Below are 17,113 nucleotides of genomic sequence, written 5' to 3' on the forward strand. Positions count from 1 at the left end.
CTCGACGTTGGAGGGCCTCCAGGCCCGAAGGAGGAGAAAACGCAGTTGAGCGCAGAGGCACTTCGCGCGGAGGACCCTGCTGAGGTCGGCGGGTATCCGCTGCTGGGGCGGCTGGGCGCCGGCGGCATGGGGCAGGTCTACCTGGGGCTGACCGGCAGCGGCCGGCACATCGCGCTCAAGGTGATCCGGGAGGACTTCGAGGGTCCGACGGCGCTCGCCCGCTTCCGCCGCGAGGTCGCGACCGTCGAGCGGGTGCGCGGCCGGTTCACCGCGGCGATGGTCGGCGCCGGGCTGGACGCGCCGCCGTACTGGCTGGCCACGGAGTACGTGCCCGGGCCGACGCTCCGGCAGGCCGTCGCCGAGCACGGCCCGCTGCCGCCCGACACCTGCCTGCGGCTGCTCGCCGAGCTGGCGCAGGGGCTGCTGGAGATCCACCGGTACGGCGTCCAGCACCGCGACCTCAAGCCGGGCAACGTGATCCTCGCCCCGGACGGGCCGCGGCTGATCGACTTCGGCATCGCGCGCGGCGAGGACCAGACGCAGATCACCCAGACCGGCGCGTGGAACGGCACCCCCGGCTACGTCGCGCCCGAGGTCGTCCGCGAGCAGCAGCCCCTGCCCGCGTCCGACGTGTTCTCGCTCGCCGGCACGATCGCCTACGCCGCCACGGGACGCCCCCCGTTCGGGGGCGGGCGCATCGAGGCGATCATCCACCGCACGCTCGGCGGCGACATCGACCTGGAGGGCGCCGCCCCGCGCGTCGCCGACCTCGTCCGGCAGTGCGCCGAGAAGGAGCCCGAGGCCAGGATCACGCTGGAGCGGCTGCTGCGGACGGCCGCCCTCGCCGGGCCTGCCGCCGCTCCCCTCGCCGCCGACCCCGCCTACCGGCGCATCGTGGGCGCCCCTCAGCCGATGCCCGCCAGCGTGCCCGACGCCGTCGCGTCGGGTCTCGTCCCTGCGGACCGCACGAGGACCGTCCCGGGCATCGCGCGCGGACGGTCGCGGGCGGCCGTCATCGCGGCGGGCGCCGGGGTGGCCGCCGTCGTCCTGACGGGCGCCCTCCTCGCGCGGTTCGCCCTCAACGGCGACGAGTCGGGCGGCAAGGGCGGGGGCGACCCGCAGGGCGGCCAGGGCACGGGCGGGAACTCGCCCGCGGCCCAGGGCGGGTCGCAGGCCGGACGGACCCCCGGCCCGGGCGGCCGCCCGCCGGACGTGATCCTCGTGAAGCAGCCCACCAGCGACTTCCAGAGCGTCGCGTACTCGGTGAAGGACGGCACCTGCCTGCCCGCCGTCCGCACCGAGGACGAGGCGCTCTCCGGTCAGCTGCAGGTCTCGGCGCCGCGCCAGCCGTACTCGGGCAAGACCGTCAAGGTCGGCATGCGGTTCAAGTGGGATTCGCCGTCCGGTTACTACCTGGCGGCCCAGCTCCGCCCGCCGGGCCCGTACGGCAGCGCGGGGCCCGGATGGATGCAGAGCAAACCGCACCTGTACCCGTCCGGCTCCAGTGGGCTGGACCTCACCTTCCCCGCCGACTTCGCATGGGACGGCTCGGGCGCGGGGACGGTCCCGGAGCTGCGGTCCGGTGTCTGGACGGTCGTGTGGATGCACGTCCACCCGAACGGCGACGCCTACTACATGGGCTGCGACGGCTTCACCGTGAAATAGGCGTCAGCGGACGGCGATGACGGCGGAGCCGTGGCCGAAGAGGCCCTGGTTCACGGCGATGCCGGCTCGCGCGTCCTCGACCTGGCGGCCCTCGGCCTGGCCGCGCAGCTGCCAGGTCAGCTCGCAGACCTGCGCGATCGCCTGGGCCGGGATCGCCTCGCCGAAGGACGCGAGCCCCCCGCTCGGGTTGACCGGGATGCGGCCGCCGAGCGCCGTGGCACCCGACCGGAGCAGCTCCTCGGCGCCGCCCTTCTCGCACAGGCCGATGTCCTCGTACCAGTCGAGCTCCAGGGCTGTGGACAGGTCGTAGACCTCGGCGAGCGACAGGTCCTCGGGACCGAGGCCCGCCTCCTCGTAGGCGGCGTGCGCGACGGCGGACCGGAACGGGCGCTCGGGCTCCGGGACGGTCATCGCCGAGTCCGTCGCGAAGTCGGGCAGGTCCAGGACGGTCTTCGGGAACGTCGGCGTCACCGTCGACAGCGCCGGGATGCGCACCGGGTCGGCGATCCCGTGCTTCCTCGCGAAGTCCATGGACGTCAGGACGAGCGCCGCGCCGCCGTCGCTGGTGGCGCAGATGTCCAGGAGCCGCAGCGGGTCGGCGACCACGGCGGACTCGCGCACGTCCTCCACGGTCACTTCCTTGCGGTATCGGGCGTTCGGGTTCGCGAGCCCGTGGCGGGCGTTCTTCACCTTGACGGCGGCGAAATCGTCCAGCGTCGCGCCGTACATGGCCATCCGCCGGCGCGCGTACAGGGCGAAGTAGATGGGGTTGGTCGCGCCCAGGAGGCGGAAGCGGAGCCAGTCGGGGTCGTCTGGGCGGTCGCCGCCGACGGGCTTGAAGAAGCCCTTCGGCGCGGCGTCGGCGCCCACGACCAGCGCGACGTCGCACAGGCCCGCGAGGATCTGCGCGCGCGCCGTGTTGATGGCCTGCGCCCCGGACGCGCATGCGGCGTAGCAGCTGGAGACCCGCGCACCCGACCAGCCGAGCGCCTGCGCGAACGTCGCACCCGCGATGAACCCCGGGTACCCGTTGCGGATGGTGTCCGCGCCCGCCACGTACTGGACGTCCGTCCACGCGAGCCCGGCGTCCGCGAGCGCCGCCCGTGCCGCCGCCAGCCCGTACTCGACGAAGTTGCGGCCCCACTTGCCCCACGGATGCATGCCCGCACCCAGCACGGCGATGTCGCGCGTCATTTCACGGGCCTCCACATCCAGACGGTGTACTCGGCCTCGTCGTCCTCGTAGAGGACGCCTTCGGTGAGTTCGACCTCCATGCCGACCTCGAGGTCGTCGACGGTGTGGCCGGGGGCGACCTGGCCGAGGACGACCATGCGCTCGGCCTCCAGTTCGACGGCCGCCACGGCGTACGGGACGAACGGGTCGGGGGAGACGTACGGGGGCGGCGGCTTGTACCGGGAGTCGGCGTACGACCAGATGCGTCCGCGCCCCGACAGCGCGTACGGCTCCAGCTCGGAACCGTCCTTCGGGCCGGTGCAGCCAGGGTTGCGGCACGCCAGCTCGTTGCGCGGGAAGTACGGCGTTCCGCAGGCGCCGCAGCGGGTACCCAGCAGGCGGACGTCGCCGTCCCCCGTGGTGAACCAGCCTTCGATCGCCGGACGGCGTTCCTTGGTCGTGGTCACGCGGTCCTCCTCGTCTCCGACGGGGCGCAGCGTAACAACCGGGCAGGCGCCCGAACCCCGGCATGTCCGGTGAGCGGGACGGACCGGGCGCCCCGATCCGCCGCCCACCCACCTAACTGACTCGTCAGTCACTTCGCTACAGTGAACCGAGTCGGATTCTGCTCATGCCGCCCGGCAGGTGCGGGACGGGTGAGCCGCGGACACGTAACAGGGTGCGGACAGGTAAGGGAGCATGCGGATGCGGACTGGACTCGAAGGGAAGACCGCGCTGGTCACCGGGGCGTCCCGGGGGATCGGGAAGGCGATCGCCACCGCGTTCGCCGCCGAAGGCGCGAACGTCGTCCTCTCCTCCCGCAAGCAGGAGGCGCTGGACGAGGTCGCGAAGGAGATCCGCGCGGCCCACCCGGGCGTGGGCGTCCTCCCCAAGGCCGCGCACGTGGGCGACGCCGAGCAGGCCGCCGCGTGCGTCGACGCGGCCGTCGCCGAGTTCGGCGCCCTCGACATCCTCGTCAACAACGCCGGCACGAACCCCTACTTCGGCCCGATGGCCGACATCGACCCCGCCGCCGCGGCCAAGACCGTCCAGGTCAACCAGTTCGCGATCGTGCAGTGGACGCAGCTCGCGCTGCGCGCCTCGCTCGCCGAGCGCGGCGGCGCCATCATCAACATCGCGTCGGTCGGCGGCATGGTCACCGAGCACGGCATCGGCTACTACAACGCCACCAAGGCCGCGGTGATCCACCTCAGCCGGCAGTTCGCGATGGAGCTGGCCCCGAAGGTCCGCGTGAACTGCATCGCGCCCGGCCTGGTCAAGACGCACCTCGCCCGCGCCCTGTGGGAGAACAACGAGGCCGAGATCAGCAAGTACATGCCGCTCGGCCGCATCGGCGAGCCCGAGGACATCGCGAACGCGGCCGTGTTCCTCGCGGGCGACGCCTCGTCCTGGATGACCGGGCAGACGCTCGTCGTGGACGGCGGCGCCATCATCCGGCCCTCGATCGCCTGATCCCGCCCTCGCCCAGGAACGACTCCCGGAAAGACCGCCCACGCACCACCGTCCAGGAACACCGCCCAGGAAAAGGGATACGCGCATGTCACGCTGGGGACTGACCATTCCGCTGACCGGCCTCCCGCTGGCCGAGCACCGCGAGATCGTTTCCGGGCTGTCCGAGCTCGGCTACACCGACGCCTGGTCGGCCGAGACGAACGGCGCCGACGCGTTCACCCCGCTGGCGCTCGCCTCGCAGTGGGACCCCGGGCTGCGCCTCGGGCCGGCGATCGTGCCGGTCTACACGCGGGGCCCCGCCCTGCTGGCGCAGCAGGCCGCCACCCTCGCCGACCTCGCGCCCGGACGGTTCGTGCTCGGCATCGGCACCTCGTCCGACACGATCGTGGAGCGCTGGAACGGCATCCCGTTCGACGAGCCCTACAAGCGCACCCGCGACACGCTGCGCTTCCTCCGCAAGGCGCTCGCGGGGGAGAAGGTGAAGGAGGAGTACGAGACCTTCGCCGTGAAGGGCTTCAAGCTGGAGAGCGCGCCCGCGACGCCGCCGCCGATCGTCCTCGCGGCGCTGCGTCCCGGCATGCTGCGGCTCGCCGCCCGCGAGGCCGACGGCGCGATCACCAACTGGCTCGCGCCGAAGGACGTCCGGACGGTCCGCGGCGCGCTCGGCGACGAGCCCGAGCTGATCGCGCGGCTGTTCGTCTGCCCGACCGCCGACGCCGAGGAGGCCCGCGCGATCGGCCGCTGGATGATCGCCGCCTACATGACGGTCCCCGTCTACCGGGCGTTCCACGAGTGGCTCGGCCGCGGCGAGGCGCTGCGCCCCATGAACGAGGCGTGGGCGGCCGGCGACCGCAAGAAGGCGCTGGAGGTCATCCCGGACGAGGTGGTGGACGACCTGATCGTGCACGGCTCCCCGGAGGCGTGCCGCGCCCGCGTCCGCGAGTACGTCGACAACGGCCTCACCACGCCGGTGCTGGCCGTCGTCCCTGGTGGGGGCCTCTCCCAGGCGGAGGCGGTGCGGGCGCTCGCCCCGAGTGCGGACTGAGATCACGCGATCACGTCCCGATGTTTACGGCCATGGGGATCGGGGAGGGTGGGGCAAATCCTGCATGAAAACGACGTGAGGAGCTGATCGTGCTCACGCTGACCAGCGGTGCCGTCCAGGTCATCCGTACGGTGACCGCCAATCCGGAGCTTCCGCCCGAGACCGGTATCCGCATCGAGTCCGGGCTCGACGGCTCGGACGCGCTGCGGCTCTCGGTGGCCCCGGCCCCCGAGGCCGGCGACCAGGTCGTGGAGGAGGAGGGCGCCAAGGTGTACCTGGAACCCACGGTCGCCGAGATGCTCGACGACAAGACCCTCGACGCCCAGGTCGACCCGCAGGGCGACGTGGCCTTCACCATCGCCGAGGGGTCCGAGGGAACCCCGACCTGACGCGACCGGGACCGGGGCGCGCCCTCCGGGCCGTCCCGGTCTCGCGCGCCCGGCCCGGTCAGCGCATGGCCGGGACTCAGCGCATGGCCGGGACTCAGCGCATGGCCGAGACGACGGCGACCACGGCGAAGACGAACGCGACGGCGGTGAGGACCGCGAAGGCGGCGATCACCGCGCAGGCCAGGCCGCGCGGCTGATCGCGCAAGGCGGCCGAGGAGCGGTCGCGCCACATCGAGGAGCGGTCGCGCCAGGTCGAGGAGCGGTCGCGTGCCTGCCGATCCGGTTTCCGCCGGAACGAGCGTCCCGCGTCCGGGGGGTCGGGCGAAGGCGGGGTCGTCACGAGCGCCAGTGTTGCAGATAGACCGCTCCACTCGCCGCGCGCGGGCGCCGTGCGGTTCGCGGCGCTCGCCCGGCCCCGCCGGCCGCCGGACTCCGCTCCGCCGAACGCGCCGCTCAGTCGCCGAACGCGCCGCTCAGTCGCCGAACGACGGGTGCGGGCCCAGGGCCCAGTACTCGAAGAGGCCGTGGCCGGTGGCGGTCTCGGCGGGCTGCGCCCCGTCCAGGTACTCGTACCGGCCGACCGCGTCGACCATGCCCCACATCCGGGCCGCGTCGTCCGGTTCGCGGGTGTCGTAGGCGACGCCCTGCACCTTCAGGTCGGGCCCCTGGTACATGCCGTGCTTCCAGTCGGGCTCCAGCCCGTAGCCGGTGCCGACCATCATGTGGACGGGCAGGATCGGCGTCGCCCTCACCTCGAAGGGCTTCCCGCCGGGCGGCGCGAACCGGATCGTGGCCGTGACCACGTCGCGGGTGCCCTCCGCGTACTCCGGGAGGTACTCGGGACGTCCCAGGTACTCGGGCTCGCGGTCGCCGTCGGGCCACACGCGGGTGGCCTCCTCCAGCAGGCGGCGCCCCTTCTCGTCCTCCTGCACGATGCAGAGGATCGAGTGGTCCTCGAACTGCATCGGCGCGTACAGCCAGTAGAACGTCCCCGCGTTCTTGGCCTGGATGCCGGGCGGCTCCGACTCGCCCACCGGACGGATGCCCCAGGAGCGGTCGCGCGAGCCCCACCAGTGGTCGGGCGTGACCTCGATGGTCTCGCCGTCCACCGTGATGGCGCCCGTCCAACGGCCGGTCTGCGCGAGGCGGCGGGAGTCGAAGATGACGCGCTCCTGCCAGCGCAGGTAGTGCGGCGGCTCCAGCGTGGCCGGGATCGCGCCCTCCCACGTGAGGTCGAACGAGAGGCCGTGCCCGGTCTCGTCCAAGACGACCCTGAGCCGCTTCAGCCCCTCGATGACCTCGACCCGGAACGGCCCGACCGTGGTGTCCATCCGGTCGTTCCCGAGTTCGCGGGACGCCCGGACGACCTTGTGCAGCGGCCCGCGCCGGACGACCGCGAACGCGTCCATCACGCCGAGGTTCGGGTACTGCCCGATCCCGATGATCAGCATCAGCTCGTCCGAGCACGGGTGGACGTTGAAGTAGTACCGGTCGTAGAAGTTGCGGTCGGAGGTCGTGACGTGCCGCATCACCTCCGGCGCCTGGTGGATCGGGTAGTCGTCGAGCGGCGAGAGCGTCACCGTTCCCCTCCCAGGATGCGGGCGAGCAGCTGCGTGCAGTTGTTGTTGTAGGGGAAGTCGGCCGACTCCTCGATCCAGCCGAAGTCGATCATGGCCTGCCCGATCCGCGCCATGATCACCGAGAACTTGAAGCCGGACAGGATCTCGTAGTACGCCATGTGCCGCATCGGGCGTCCGAGCAGCTCCTCGTACCGGGCGACGGTCTCGGCGTAGGACGGGAAGCCCTCCAGCCGCTCCGCGCCGACGCCCTCGGAGTGGTGCCGGTCCAGGAACATGAACCAGGCGAGGTCCTCCTCGGGGGCGCCGAGCACGGCGCCCTCCCAGTCCAGCACCGCCGCCGGCGCGCCCTCCTGGAAGATCACGTTGCCGATGCGGGCGTCGCCCCACAGCGCGACGGGGGCGTCCGGCTCGTCAGGGCGGTTCGCCTTCAGCCACTCCAGGGCCTTCAGCGCCGTCTCCTGCGGCCCCTGGTAGGCCCAGCCCAGGTAGTGCTCGTAGTAGTTGAGCCGCTGGTCGAGGCCGGGCGCGCCCCAGTCCGGCTGGTCGAGGAAGCCGAGGCCCAGCTCCCCGACGTCCAGCCGGTGCAGCCGCGCCATGACCTCCAGGGTGGACCACCACATCGCGGCCCGCTCGTCCGGCGGGACCTCGGTCACCCACCCGTCCATGTGGTACGGCGGCATGTCGGTCGGGACGCGGCCGTCGACGCGGCCCATCACGAAGAACGGGGCGCCGAGCACGTCCGGGGACGGCTCGTACCACCGGATCGGCGGCACCGGGATGGAGGTCCGCTCGTCCAGGATCCGCATCAGCCGGTACTGCTCCTCGAACCGCGGCTCGGGGAAGATCTGGTACTTCTCCGGGGCGACCCGCGCGACGAACGGCTCGCGTCTCGGCGCGCCGCCGCCGTCCCACTCGGCCTCGAAGAGCAGGGTCTCGTTGGAGAACCCGCTGGTCTGGGGCGTGTTCACGTGCGGGATGCGGACGCCGGGCAGATGGCCGTCCAACCACCGGGCGAGGGTCCGCCGGGTGAGCTCGGGATCGCGCTGGTCGGGAACGGGCATCGCACCGCCTCCTTGCCGTGCCTGCCGGCCGGGGCCGCACCCGGACCGCGCAAAACTGAAACGTGTTCTATCAACGGTCCGGGGGGCGGTCAATGGGCCGGGAGAACGGCCGTGAAAAAATCGGCGGATGCGTCTCACCAAGCTCGGACACGCGTGCGTGCAGCTCACCGAGGACGACCGCACGATCCTCATCGACCCCGGCTCGTTCAGCGAGGCCGGGGACGCGCTGGCCGCCGCCGACGCCGTCCTCATCACCCACGAGCACTTCGACCACTTCGACGCCGACGCGCTGCGCGCCGCGATGGCCGCCCGCCCCGAGCTGGAGGTGTGGACGTCCCGCGTGGTGGCCGAGAACCTCGCCGACCTCGGCGGGCGCGTCCACCAGGTCGGCCACGGCGACGCCGTCACGATCGCCGGATTCGACGTGCACGTCTACGGCGAGGACCACGAGCTCATGCACCCCGACCTGCCGCCCGTCCCGAACGTCGGGTTCCTCGTGGACGGCGAGGTCTTCCATCCGGGCGACGCGCTGACCGTCCCGTCCGAGCCCGTCCCGACGCTGTGCCTGCCGGGCAACGCGCCCTGGATGCGCGCGCTCGACCTGTACGAGTACACGCGGGCGGTCCGCCCGGGGCGCGCCTTCGCCATCCACGACGGGCTGCTCAACGACATCGGCCTGACGGTGATGGAACGCGTCCTCACCAGCGCCGGCGACGAGCTCGGCAAGGAGTTCCGCCGCCTCGCCCCCGGCACCACCGTGGATCTGGCCGCCAAGTGAACGCTTCCCCCCACCTCCCCCCGGTCACCCCTCCGACCGCCGGCGGCGGTTTCGAGCGCGGAGCGGACGTCCTGCCGCAGGCGGAGGAGCCGCCGGGCGACGGCGAGCGCATCCCCGCGCCCCGCTCCATCCAGGCCGTGTTCTTCGACATCGGCGAGACCCTCATCAACGAGGGCGAGATCTACGGGCGCTGGGCCGACTGGCTCGGCGTGCCCAGGCACACCTTCCTCACCAAGCTCGGCGCGCTGCTCGCGACCGGCGGTGACCACATGGACCTGTTCGAGTACTTCCGCCCCGGGTTCGACCTGGAGGAGGAGCAGCGGCGCCGGGACGAGGCGGGTGTCCCGAACGGCTTCGGGCCGGACGACCTGTACCCGGACGCGCGGGCCTGCCTGTCCGCCCTGCGCGACCAGGGGCTCTTCGTCGGGATCGCGGGCAACCAGCCCGTCCAGGCGGCCGAGCAGATGGCGGAACTGGGCCTGGACGCGGACGTGGTCGGCATCTCGGACGTGTGGGGCGTCAGCAAGCCGTCCCAGGAGTTCTTCGAGCGCTGCGCCCAACTCGCGGACGCGCTGCCCGACCGCGTCCTCTACGTGGGGGACCGCATCGACAACGACGTCCGCCCGGCACTTGAGTTCGGGATGCGGGCGGCGTTCCTGCGGCGCGGCCCCTGGGGGCACATCCAGAAGGACGAGGAAGCGCTTCGCGAATGCCTGTTCGTGCTGGACGACCTGGCCGGCCTGCCGAGCCTCGTCGCCGAGCACAACGCCGGCCGCCGGCCCCTAGGGGACGTCCCGTACTCCTGAGGTAGCAGCCCGGAACAGGCCGAACGGGCGATGTGAGGCCGGTCGTCCGGTTCGTAGCGTGAGACACGTAAGAACGAGAACGCAGCCGCCGAAAAGCGCGGCCGCGTTCACAGCTCGACGAATCGGGGAGAGAAGAACCCATGAACGGCCTCTATCGTCCGCGTCGCGACCGCGTCATCGCGGGTGTCTGCGCCGGTCTCGCACGCCGGTTCGGCATGACCCCCTGGACCGTCCGGATCCTGTTCCTGCTCTCGTGCCTGCTGCCCGGTCCCCAGTTCGTCGTCTACCTGGTCCTCTGGGCCATGATGCCGAACGAGGACCGCCACATGGCGGGCGTCCGCTAGCTCAAGATCAACGATTCTGCTCGACCGGGGCCCGCCCGGAGGTGTTAGATCGGGGCACCACCATTCCCGTGGGAAGGGGAGGAGCCGCGGTGCCTGACGAGGCTCCGGGCCCCGGCCGGCCGGGCCGGGCCGCGGACGAAGCCGCCGCGCGGGAGGCAGACCACGCGGCGCGCCTGCTCGGGTACCTGCGCGACCTGGCGCGGGCCCGGCGGCGCCCGTCCCGCGACCTCGCCGACCACGACCACGTCCACTGGCTGGCCGAACTGCCCGGCGACGTCTACGTCGAGACCGACGCCGGGCCGGGCGAGGTGCTGTTCAGCGTCCCGGTCATCCCGCTGACGCCGCCGGTCGTGCTGGAGGAGTTCGACGGCTGGCTCGCCCTGCGCAACTGGTACCGGGTGCTGCGCGAGCTGTCCGGCGAGGAGGCGGTCCTCGCGACGGGGCTGCTGTCCTGGCGGCCGGCCGTCCACGACCACCTGCTGAGCACGCCCGTCCGGATCGTCCTGGACGAGCGGACCGAGCGCGTCGACGTCGTCCTCGCCGGGCACACGACCCTGCGCGACCGGGAGCTGCTGTCGGGGCACCCCGGCTTCCGTCCCGCCGACTGGATCGCCGACGCCGTCCAGGCCGGGCAGGGCTTCGGGCTGAACGCCTCCGTCGGCGACGTCCTGCGCAAATGGTGCCAGGTCGCGCTGACGAGCCCCGCCGACTACCGCGAGGACTGGGCGCCCGACGCCGACGCCGCCTCGCCCGTCCCGCGCCTGCGGCTCGCGCCCGCGCTCGTCGTCCGCCCGGCGGGCCGCGAGGCCGTCGCCGACCACCACGCCCGGCTGCTGAGCCTGCTGCCGCGCGGCGTCCCGCAGGGGGTCGCACGGTTCGTCTCGCCGTCGCTGAAACCGCAGGTCATGCATATCCCGGAGCGTGCGCCGGAGACCGTCCCCGACCTGCTGGCCGGGCTGCTCGCGCGGGGCCGCCGGGTGCTCGTCGCCACGTCCGGCCCGGCCGCGTCCGCCGCCCTGCGCAGCGCGCTCCCGCCCGGCCTCGCGGCCCTCACCGCCACCGACCCGGCCATGGCGGCGCGCGTGACGGACGCGATCCGCGCCCGCGGCACGTCGCAGGGCTCTGGCGCGTCGCAGGGGCCTGGCACGTCGCAGGGCCCAGGCGCGTCGCAGGGCTCTGGCGCGTCGCAAGGGCCTGGTGCGTCACAGGCTCCAGGGGCGCCACAGGCCCTCGGCGTCGAGGCGCTCGCCGAGCGGGAGGACGCCGCCGCCCTGCGGGTCGCCGAGCTGACCGAGCGCCTGCGCGGCGGCGAACCGGCCGAGCCGCCGCCGGACCTGCGCGGCGAGGAACCCGAGCTGTCGTGGATGCCGGTCCGGCCCGACCTGCCGCCGGGCCCGCCGATCTCCCGGTCCGAGGCCGCCGAGCTGGTCGTCCTCCTCGCGGAGGAGAGCGGCGAGCGCAAGGCCCGCACCGCGCAGCGCGACGTCGACCCGGGCGCGCTGCCGAGCGCCGCCTACGTCCGCACACTGATCGAGGCGGAGGCCGCCGCGGCCGAGCGCGCCGAACGGTCGAAGACGGAGCTGTCGCAGCGCCTGCGCGACAGCGACGTCACCCTCCTCGCCCGCCTCGACGGGGACGCCTCCGTCGTCGCCGCCGCGCTGCGCGACCTCGGCCTGGAGGGGCACCCGGGCGGGTGGAACCCCTCCGACCTCGCCGTCCGCGCCCTCGGCGACGCGCTCGCCGAGCGGCGCCCGCTCATCTGGGCCCGCGTCGTGGAGATGACGTCCCGCGCCCAGTGGGCCGAGCGCGCCCTCGCCGAGCTCAGCGGGCACCGCGTCGACCTGCCCCCCGACGCGGACCTGCGCGGCCTCGCCGCCGCCGCCCAGGACCTGCGCGCGTACCTGGCCGACGGCGGCGCGCTCAAGCGCGGACCGCTGCGGTCCGGGGCCCAGCGCCAGGCCGAGCCCCTCCTCGCCACGGTGAAGGTGGACGGCGCGTCGCCGACCACGCCCGAACTGCTCGACATCGTCCACACCGACCTCATGGTGCGGATCACCTGCCGGGAGCTCCAGTACGTGTGGGAGGCCGCCGGGATCTCCTTCCCCGCCGACCTGCCGCCCGCCGAGCGCGTCGCCCGCTTCGTCCGCGCGCACTCCCGGCTCGCCCGCGTCCGCGACGCGATGACCGCCCTCGACTCGACGCGGCGGCTCCTCGAACGCTCCGGCTTCCGCGTCCCGCTCGTCCATCCGGTCCAGTGGCACGACTACGCCGCCGCGCTCCGCAACGCCCTCGAAGGGGTCGGCGTCGGCCGCGCCACCGCCGACCTCGACGCCCTCCGCGACTCGATCGGCCCCGTCGACGACGACGATCCCCCCGAGCTGCGCGCCGCGCTCGCCGCCGTCGACGCCCGCGACGCCGCCGCCTACGGCCGCGCCCTCGGCGCGCTCGCCGAGGCCAGGCACGAGCGCTCCCGGCAGATCCGCTGCGAGGAACTGGTCGCCCGCGTCCGGGCCGTCCACCCCGACCTCGCCAACCTCATGATCGCGACCGACGGCGACGAGGTCTGGCACGACCGGACCCGCCGCTGGGACGAGGCCTGGACGTGGGCCCGCCGCCGCGCCGCGTCCACCGGTCCGGCCGCCGAGGAGCGCCTCCGCGAAGCACTGGCCGAGGCCGAGGAAGCCCTCCGCGAGGCCCGCGCCGACCTCACCGCCGCCCGCGCCGCCGCGTCCGCCCTCGCCCGTCCGGGACCCGACATCGTGCCCGCCTGGATCCTCCCCCTGTGGCGCATACCGGACGTCCTCCCGCCCGCCCCCGACGCCTTCGACGTCGTCATCGTGGACGGCGAGCACGAGGCAGGCGCCGAGGCCCTCTACGTCCTCTGGCACGCGCCCCGCACCATCCTCGTGGGTCCGTCCGGCCCCGACCTCCCGCCCCCCGAAGGCCCGCCGCCGAGCCCTCGCCTCCCGTCCCACCTCCACGACGCGATCACCCCCACGACACCGCTCTTCGCCGCCCTCACCGCTCCCCGCACCCCGCCGGATGCGCGGCCGCTGTCCGAGCGTCCGGACGTGACCCAACGGGACATACCGATCCAGCCCCCGGGCCCGCAGGACGTGGGAGCGCGCCCGCAGGCTCCCGTCACGGGCTCGCCCGCGCGCGAGGAACGGCCGGACGCAACGCAACAGGACCTGCGCCCCCGTCCTTCCACCGTCGCCGCCCCACCCACGACCCCTCAGGCCCCGATCTCCGGCAAGGAAGCGGAAACGAGACCCCGCGACCCCCGCCCGCTGGAACGACCAGAGGAACAGAACAGGGACCCGCGCCCGCCCGCAAGTCCCCCAGCTCCCTCCGGAAGGCCCCCCGCGCTGTCGGAGGAGAGACGCCAGGACACGAGAGGCCTCCCACCTGGACGTCCCCTGGGCCAGCCCCCACACAGGGAACACGCACGCCCTCAAGACCCGCGCGCGCTGGAACGCCTGGAGGACGAACGCCAGGCCACGGAAGGTCGCCCACCTGCACGCCCGCCGCGTCCCGCCTCCGCCCAGCCCCCGCGCAAAGAGGAAGACGCGCGCCCCCCGGACCCGCGCGCAGCGGCGGAGGACCGCCGCGACGTGCACGGTAGGCCGCCTGCGCACCCGGCGGGTCCCGTATCGGGCCAGCCTCCGCGCGAGGAGGAAGACGCGCGCGGCCAGGGTCCCCGTGCGTTGGCGGAGGAGGGGCGGCAGGACCTGCGCGGTCGGCCGCCTGTGCGACCCCCAGGTCCCGTCTCCGGCCAGCCTCCGCGCGAGGAGGAAGACGCGCGCATCCAGGACCCGCGAGTGGTGGAACGGCAGCAGGACGAACGCCGGGACCTGGTAGGTCGGCCGCCTGCGCGACCGGCGGATCCCGTGTCCGGCCAGCCGCCGCGCGATGAGGAAGTTGCGCGTGCCCAGGACCCGCGCGCGGCGGAGGACCGCCGTGATGTGCGCGGTCGGCCGCCTGCGCGTCCGCCGGGTCTCGCCTCAGGCCAGCCGCCGCGCGAAGAGGAAGACGCGCGTGCCCAGGACCCGCGTGCGGTGGAAGAGGACCGCCGGGACTTGCGCGGTCGTCCGCCAGCGCGTCCGCCGGGTCCCGCCTCGGGCCAGCCTCCGCGCGAAGAGGAAGACGCGCGCATCCAGGGCCCGCGAGCGTTGGGCCGGCTGGAGGGCGAAGGGCAGGACACGGGAGGTCGGCCGCCTGCGCGACCGGCGGGTCCCGTGTCCGGGCAGCCTCCGCGCGAGGAGGAAGTTGCGCGTGGCCAGGACCCGCGTGCGGTGTCGGAGGAACGTCGGGACGTGCGGGGGCGGCCGTCGGCGCGTGCGCAGGGACCCGGTGCCGGTTCGGGGGTGCCTGAGGAGGCGGATGCGCAGGCGCGTGAGCCGCGGGAGCGGCCGGATCTGACGCAGCGGGACGTGCGGGGGCGGCCGTCGGCGCGTCCTGGTGCGGGGGTGCCGGGGCAGCATGTTCCGCCTCGGCGGTTGGACGCGGCGTGGCGCGAATCGCAAGAGGCTGAGCAGCAGGAGCAGGGCGCGTCGCCGCCGCGACCGGGCGGGCGCGGTGGCAGCCTTCCGCCCCGGCGGCTGGACGCGACGAGGCGTGACCAGCTTGCTCCGGAGCCGGGCACCGAAGCGCCGGGCACCAGCCCGCGCGCCCCGGAGCAGGAACCCGCTCCGCCTCCCGGCCGATCGGAGATCCCCGCGATCTGGGGCAGGCCCGGCCCGCGACCGGCACCACCGCAACAAGCACAGCCCCCGCAGCAGGCTCAGCCCCGTCCGCGGACGGAGGAACCGTCGCGGAGAGAGCCCCCACAAGACCAGCGCCCGCAGCAGGCGCGGCCTGGCCCGGGGGCGGAAGAGTTGTCGCGCACGGAGCCGCCGCGACAGCAGCGTCCGCGGCAGGCTCAGCCTCCCCCTGGAGCGGAAGAGCCCCCGCGGACTGGGCCGCCGCGGCAACTGCGTCCGCCGGGACAGCCTCGCCCGGGAGCGGCGGAGACGTCGCGTACGGAGCGGCGGCCGCAGCAGGCGCAGCCTCGGCCCGGAGCGGAGGAGCCCCCGCGGATTGAGCCGCCGCGGCAACTGCGTCCGCAGCAGGGGCCGCCTGGCCCGGGGGCAGGGGCGCCGTCGCAGCAGAGGACCTCGCCGCCGGCGCGGGCGGAGGGGCCGCGGCCACCGGGGCCGCCGCAGGCACAGCCGCCACGGCATGCGCGGCCTCGGCTGGAGGGGCAGGCTCCGCAACCGCAGCGTTCGGAGCAGGCCCCACCACGGGCGGAAGGTCCGGCGCAGCCTGCGACCTCCTCGCAGTCCGGGGCGGCGGCGCGGCCGGGTTCGGGTGGGCAGGCGAAGGTGCGGCGCGGGCGGTCGATCGCGACCTACAAGCGGCCCGAGCTGGTCGAGATCGTCGGGCATATCGCCGAGCGCGAGCCGGATCTCACGGACGAGCAGATCGTCGAGCTGGTCACCCGCCTCCTCGGATGCCCGGAGGACGAGTCGCTGCTCGTCGGGGCGCGGCTCCGGTACGCGGTGGAGGTGTACCGGGAGGGCACCCGGTAGTGGTCAGCGGCCCGCGCGGCGGCGGGCGCGGTGGGCGGCGACGGTGGTCCGGCTCGCGCACGCGTTGGAGCAGAAGCGTCGGCTGCGGTTGCGGGAGTCGTCCACGTAGAAGCGGGCGCAGCCGTCGGCGCGGCAGCGGCCCACGGTCACGTCCGGGTCCCCGCACAGGACGTGGGCGAGCGCGGCGGTGCAGCTCCGGCCGAGCCACTGGACGCCGTCCTCCCCGTCGCGGGCGAAATGCAGGTGCGGGCCGTCCCCGTCGTGCTCGGCGACGCGCATCTCGGGCGGGTAGCGGTCGAGGAGGAGGTTCACGGGGAGGGACGGGCCGCCGTCCGCGACCGCCGCGATCGCGTCCCGCAGGGCGGGCACCAGGTCTCGCAGGTCGTCCGGCTCCGCCACGTGGTGCTGCTGGAAGAACTCCCGCCGCAGGTCGCTCGGCTCGTCTCCGTTGACCAGTTCGACCGCCAGGCGGGTCAGGTTGCCGATGTAGGCAACGTAACGCACTTGACCACCTACCTTCCCGTCCCCAACAGTAGGGGGCATGATAAAGAACACTACCTACATCGCGCGCGCCCTCCAGCGGGCCGGCCGCTGGGACCTCGCGCTGGACGTCCTGGAGCCCGAGGCCGCGGCCCTGCGCGCGGAGATCCTCACCGACTCCTTCTGGTGGCGGCTCGAAGGCGCCGCGGAGGCCGAGGACGCCGTCGCGGCGCTGCGCGAGTCCGAACCCGCCCGGGCCGCGTTCCTGGACGGCCAGCTCGCCTACACAAGGACGCTCTTCGGGGTCGACACCCGTCCCGATGACGCCGAACGCGCCCGCGCCGGGTTCACGACGGCCGCGTCCGACCCGGAGTTGGCCCCGTGGGCGGCCTTCTGGCTGGGCGTCGTCGCAGAGCTCCTGGACAAGGACCCCGAGGCGGCCGCCGAGCACTACCGCCGGGCCCTCGCCGGCGCGGACGACGACCCGCTGCTGGAGTCCTACGCGATCAGGCACCTGGGCGGCCAGGCCCTGGAGAGCGGTGACTCGTCGGGCCTCGACAGCCTGCGCAGGTCGTACCACCTGCGCGCCGCGCTCGGCGCCCGGCCGCAGACGGCGGCCGCGGCGGTCACGCTCGCCGACCGCCTCCCCGACGGCCCCGAGGCCCGCGACCTGCGGGAGATCGCCCGGGCGACGGCCCGCGAGCTCGGGCTGCGCTGGCTTATGGAATAGAGCATTCCGTTCTGTTAAA

General features: G+C 74.1%; 15 protein-coding genes. 9 read left to right on the forward strand and 6 right to left on the reverse strand.

Annotation, left to right across the window (positions count from 1 at the left end; translation table 11 throughout):
* Window positions 1-45: 45 nt before the first annotated feature.
* On the forward strand, window positions 46-1,665 hold the full coding sequence (locus AB0C21_RS20450; RefSeq protein ID WP_500206010.1) for a serine/threonine-protein kinase: 1,620 nt from the start codon (window positions 46-48) through the stop codon (window positions 1,663-1,665).
* Window positions 1,666-1,668: 3 nt separating this feature from the next.
* On the opposite strand, the gene AB0C21_RS20455 is transcribed toward AB0C21_RS20450, so the two are convergent.
* Entirely contained in the window at window positions 1,669-2,859 is a 1,191-nt protein-coding gene (locus tag AB0C21_RS20455) for a lipid-transfer protein (RefSeq protein ID WP_353817233.1), read from the reverse strand.
* Window positions 2,856-3,305: a Zn-ribbon domain-containing OB-fold protein gene (locus AB0C21_RS20460; RefSeq protein ID WP_500206012.1), complete on the reverse strand. Its 450-nt coding sequence runs from the start codon at window positions 3,303-3,305 to the stop codon at window positions 2,856-2,858. The genes AB0C21_RS20455 and AB0C21_RS20460 overlap by 4 nt, the downstream gene beginning before the upstream one ends.
* A 238-nt stretch (window positions 3,306-3,543) precedes the next feature.
* Between AB0C21_RS20460 and AB0C21_RS20465 the strand changes: the two genes are divergently transcribed.
* The 3 genes from AB0C21_RS20465 to AB0C21_RS20475 all read left to right on the forward strand — a co-directional run bounded on the left by AB0C21_RS20465 (window position 3,544) and on the right by AB0C21_RS20475 (window position 5,745).
* Window positions 3,544-4,311: an SDR family oxidoreductase gene (locus AB0C21_RS20465; protein WP_500206014.1), complete on the forward strand. Its 768-nt coding sequence runs from the start codon at window positions 3,544-3,546 to the stop codon at window positions 4,309-4,311.
* Between the two features lie 85 nt (window positions 4,312-4,396).
* A complete protein-coding gene (locus tag AB0C21_RS20470) occupies window positions 4,397-5,356 on the forward strand; it encodes an LLM class F420-dependent oxidoreductase (RefSeq protein ID WP_500206016.1) in 960 nt (319 codons plus the stop codon).
* A gap of 89 nt (window positions 5,357-5,445) precedes the next feature.
* The gene (locus tag AB0C21_RS20475; RefSeq protein WP_089310191.1) at window positions 5,446-5,745 is read left to right on the forward strand and encodes a Fe-S cluster assembly protein HesB; all 300 of its coding nucleotides are present in this window, start codon (window positions 5,446-5,448) and stop codon (window positions 5,743-5,745) included.
* Between the two features lie 94 nt (window positions 5,746-5,839).
* Here AB0C21_RS20475 and AB0C21_RS20480 read toward each other — a convergent pair whose 3' ends face one another.
* The 3 genes from AB0C21_RS20480 to AB0C21_RS20490 all read right to left on the reverse strand — a co-directional run bounded on the left by AB0C21_RS20480 (window position 5,840) and on the right by AB0C21_RS20490 (window position 8,386).
* Window positions 5,840-6,085, reverse strand: a complete 246-nt coding sequence (locus tag AB0C21_RS20480) for a hypothetical protein (protein ID WP_500206018.1) — start codon at window positions 6,083-6,085, stop codon at window positions 5,840-5,842.
* A 133-nt stretch (window positions 6,086-6,218) separates the two neighbouring features.
* Entirely contained in the window at window positions 6,219-7,325 is a 1,107-nt protein-coding gene (locus AB0C21_RS20485; RefSeq protein WP_500206020.1) for an Rv3169 family protein, read from the reverse strand.
* Window positions 7,322-8,386: a phosphotransferase family protein gene (locus AB0C21_RS20490; protein ID WP_500206022.1), complete on the reverse strand. Its 1,065-nt coding sequence runs from the start codon at window positions 8,384-8,386 to the stop codon at window positions 7,322-7,324. Before AB0C21_RS20490 ends, AB0C21_RS20485 begins: the two co-directional genes overlap by 4 nt.
* A 127-nt stretch (window positions 8,387-8,513) precedes the next feature.
* Between AB0C21_RS20490 and AB0C21_RS20495 the strand changes: the two genes are divergently transcribed.
* From AB0C21_RS20495 to AB0C21_RS20510, 4 genes are all read left to right on the forward strand, one after another.
* On the forward strand, window positions 8,514-9,164 hold the full coding sequence (locus AB0C21_RS20495) for an MBL fold metallo-hydrolase (protein ID WP_500206023.1): 651 nt from the start codon (window positions 8,514-8,516) through the stop codon (window positions 9,162-9,164).
* Window positions 9,161-9,970 carry an HAD family hydrolase gene (locus AB0C21_RS20500; protein ID WP_500206025.1) on the forward strand — a complete coding sequence of 270 codons (810 nt, stop codon included), beginning with the start codon at window positions 9,161-9,163 and terminating at the stop codon, window positions 9,968-9,970. Before AB0C21_RS20495 ends, AB0C21_RS20500 begins: the two co-directional genes overlap by 4 nt.
* 140 nt (window positions 9,971-10,110) lie before the next feature.
* Window positions 10,111-10,314 (forward strand): PspC domain-containing protein, encoded by a 204-nt coding sequence (locus AB0C21_RS20505; RefSeq protein WP_500206027.1) that lies wholly within the window; start codon window positions 10,111-10,113, stop codon window positions 10,312-10,314.
* Window positions 10,315-10,403: 89 nt separating this feature from the next.
* Complete coding sequence (locus AB0C21_RS20510) at window positions 10,404-15,884, forward strand: hypothetical protein (RefSeq protein ID WP_500206029.1); 5,481 nt, start codon at window positions 10,404-10,406, stop codon at window positions 15,882-15,884.
* 3 nt (window positions 15,885-15,887) lie between these two features.
* On the opposite strand, the gene AB0C21_RS20515 is transcribed toward AB0C21_RS20510, so the two are convergent.
* On the reverse strand, window positions 15,888-16,388 hold the full coding sequence (locus AB0C21_RS20515; RefSeq protein ID WP_500206031.1) for a CGNR zinc finger domain-containing protein: 501 nt from the start codon (window positions 16,386-16,388) through the stop codon (window positions 15,888-15,890).
* 37 nt (window positions 16,389-16,425) lie between these two features.
* Here AB0C21_RS20515 and AB0C21_RS20520 point away from each other — a divergent pair, with 37 nt between their 5' ends.
* A complete protein-coding gene (locus tag AB0C21_RS20520) occupies window positions 16,426-17,094 on the forward strand; it encodes a hypothetical protein (RefSeq protein WP_500206033.1) in 669 nt (222 codons plus the stop codon).
* The last annotated feature ends 19 nt before the right edge of the window (window positions 17,095-17,113 follow it).

This window comes from Spirillospora sp. NPDC049024 (genome assembly GCF_040649235.1).
Lineage (GTDB): Bacteria > Actinomycetota > Actinomycetes > Streptosporangiales > Streptosporangiaceae > Spirillospora.

What these genes read in the sequence shown, in the direction of transcription:
- AB0C21_RS20455 (WP_353817233.1), bottom strand. Translation starts at nt 2,859, where the DNA reads ATGACGCGCGACATCGCCGTGCTGGGTGCGGGCATGCATCCGTGGGGC.
- AB0C21_RS20465 (WP_500206014.1), top strand. Translation starts at nt 3,544, where the DNA reads ATGCGGACTGGACTCGAAGGGAAGACCGCGCTGGTCACCGGGGCGTCC.
- AB0C21_RS20470 (WP_500206016.1), top strand. Translation starts at nt 4,397, where the DNA reads ATGTCACGCTGGGGACTGACCATTCCGCTGACCGGCCTCCCGCTGGCC.
- AB0C21_RS20490 (WP_500206022.1), bottom strand. Translation starts at nt 8,386, where the DNA reads ATGCCCGTTCCCGACCAGCGCGATCCCGAGCTCACCCGGCGGACCCTC.
- AB0C21_RS20495 (WP_500206023.1), top strand. Translation starts at nt 8,514, where the DNA reads ATGCGTCTCACCAAGCTCGGACACGCGTGCGTGCAGCTCACCGAGGAC.
- AB0C21_RS20505 (WP_500206027.1), top strand. Translation starts at nt 10,111, where the DNA reads ATGAACGGCCTCTATCGTCCGCGTCGCGACCGCGTCATCGCGGGTGTC.
- AB0C21_RS20520 (WP_500206033.1), top strand. Translation starts at nt 16,426, where the DNA reads ATGATAAAGAACACTACCTACATCGCGCGCGCCCTCCAGCGGGCCGGC.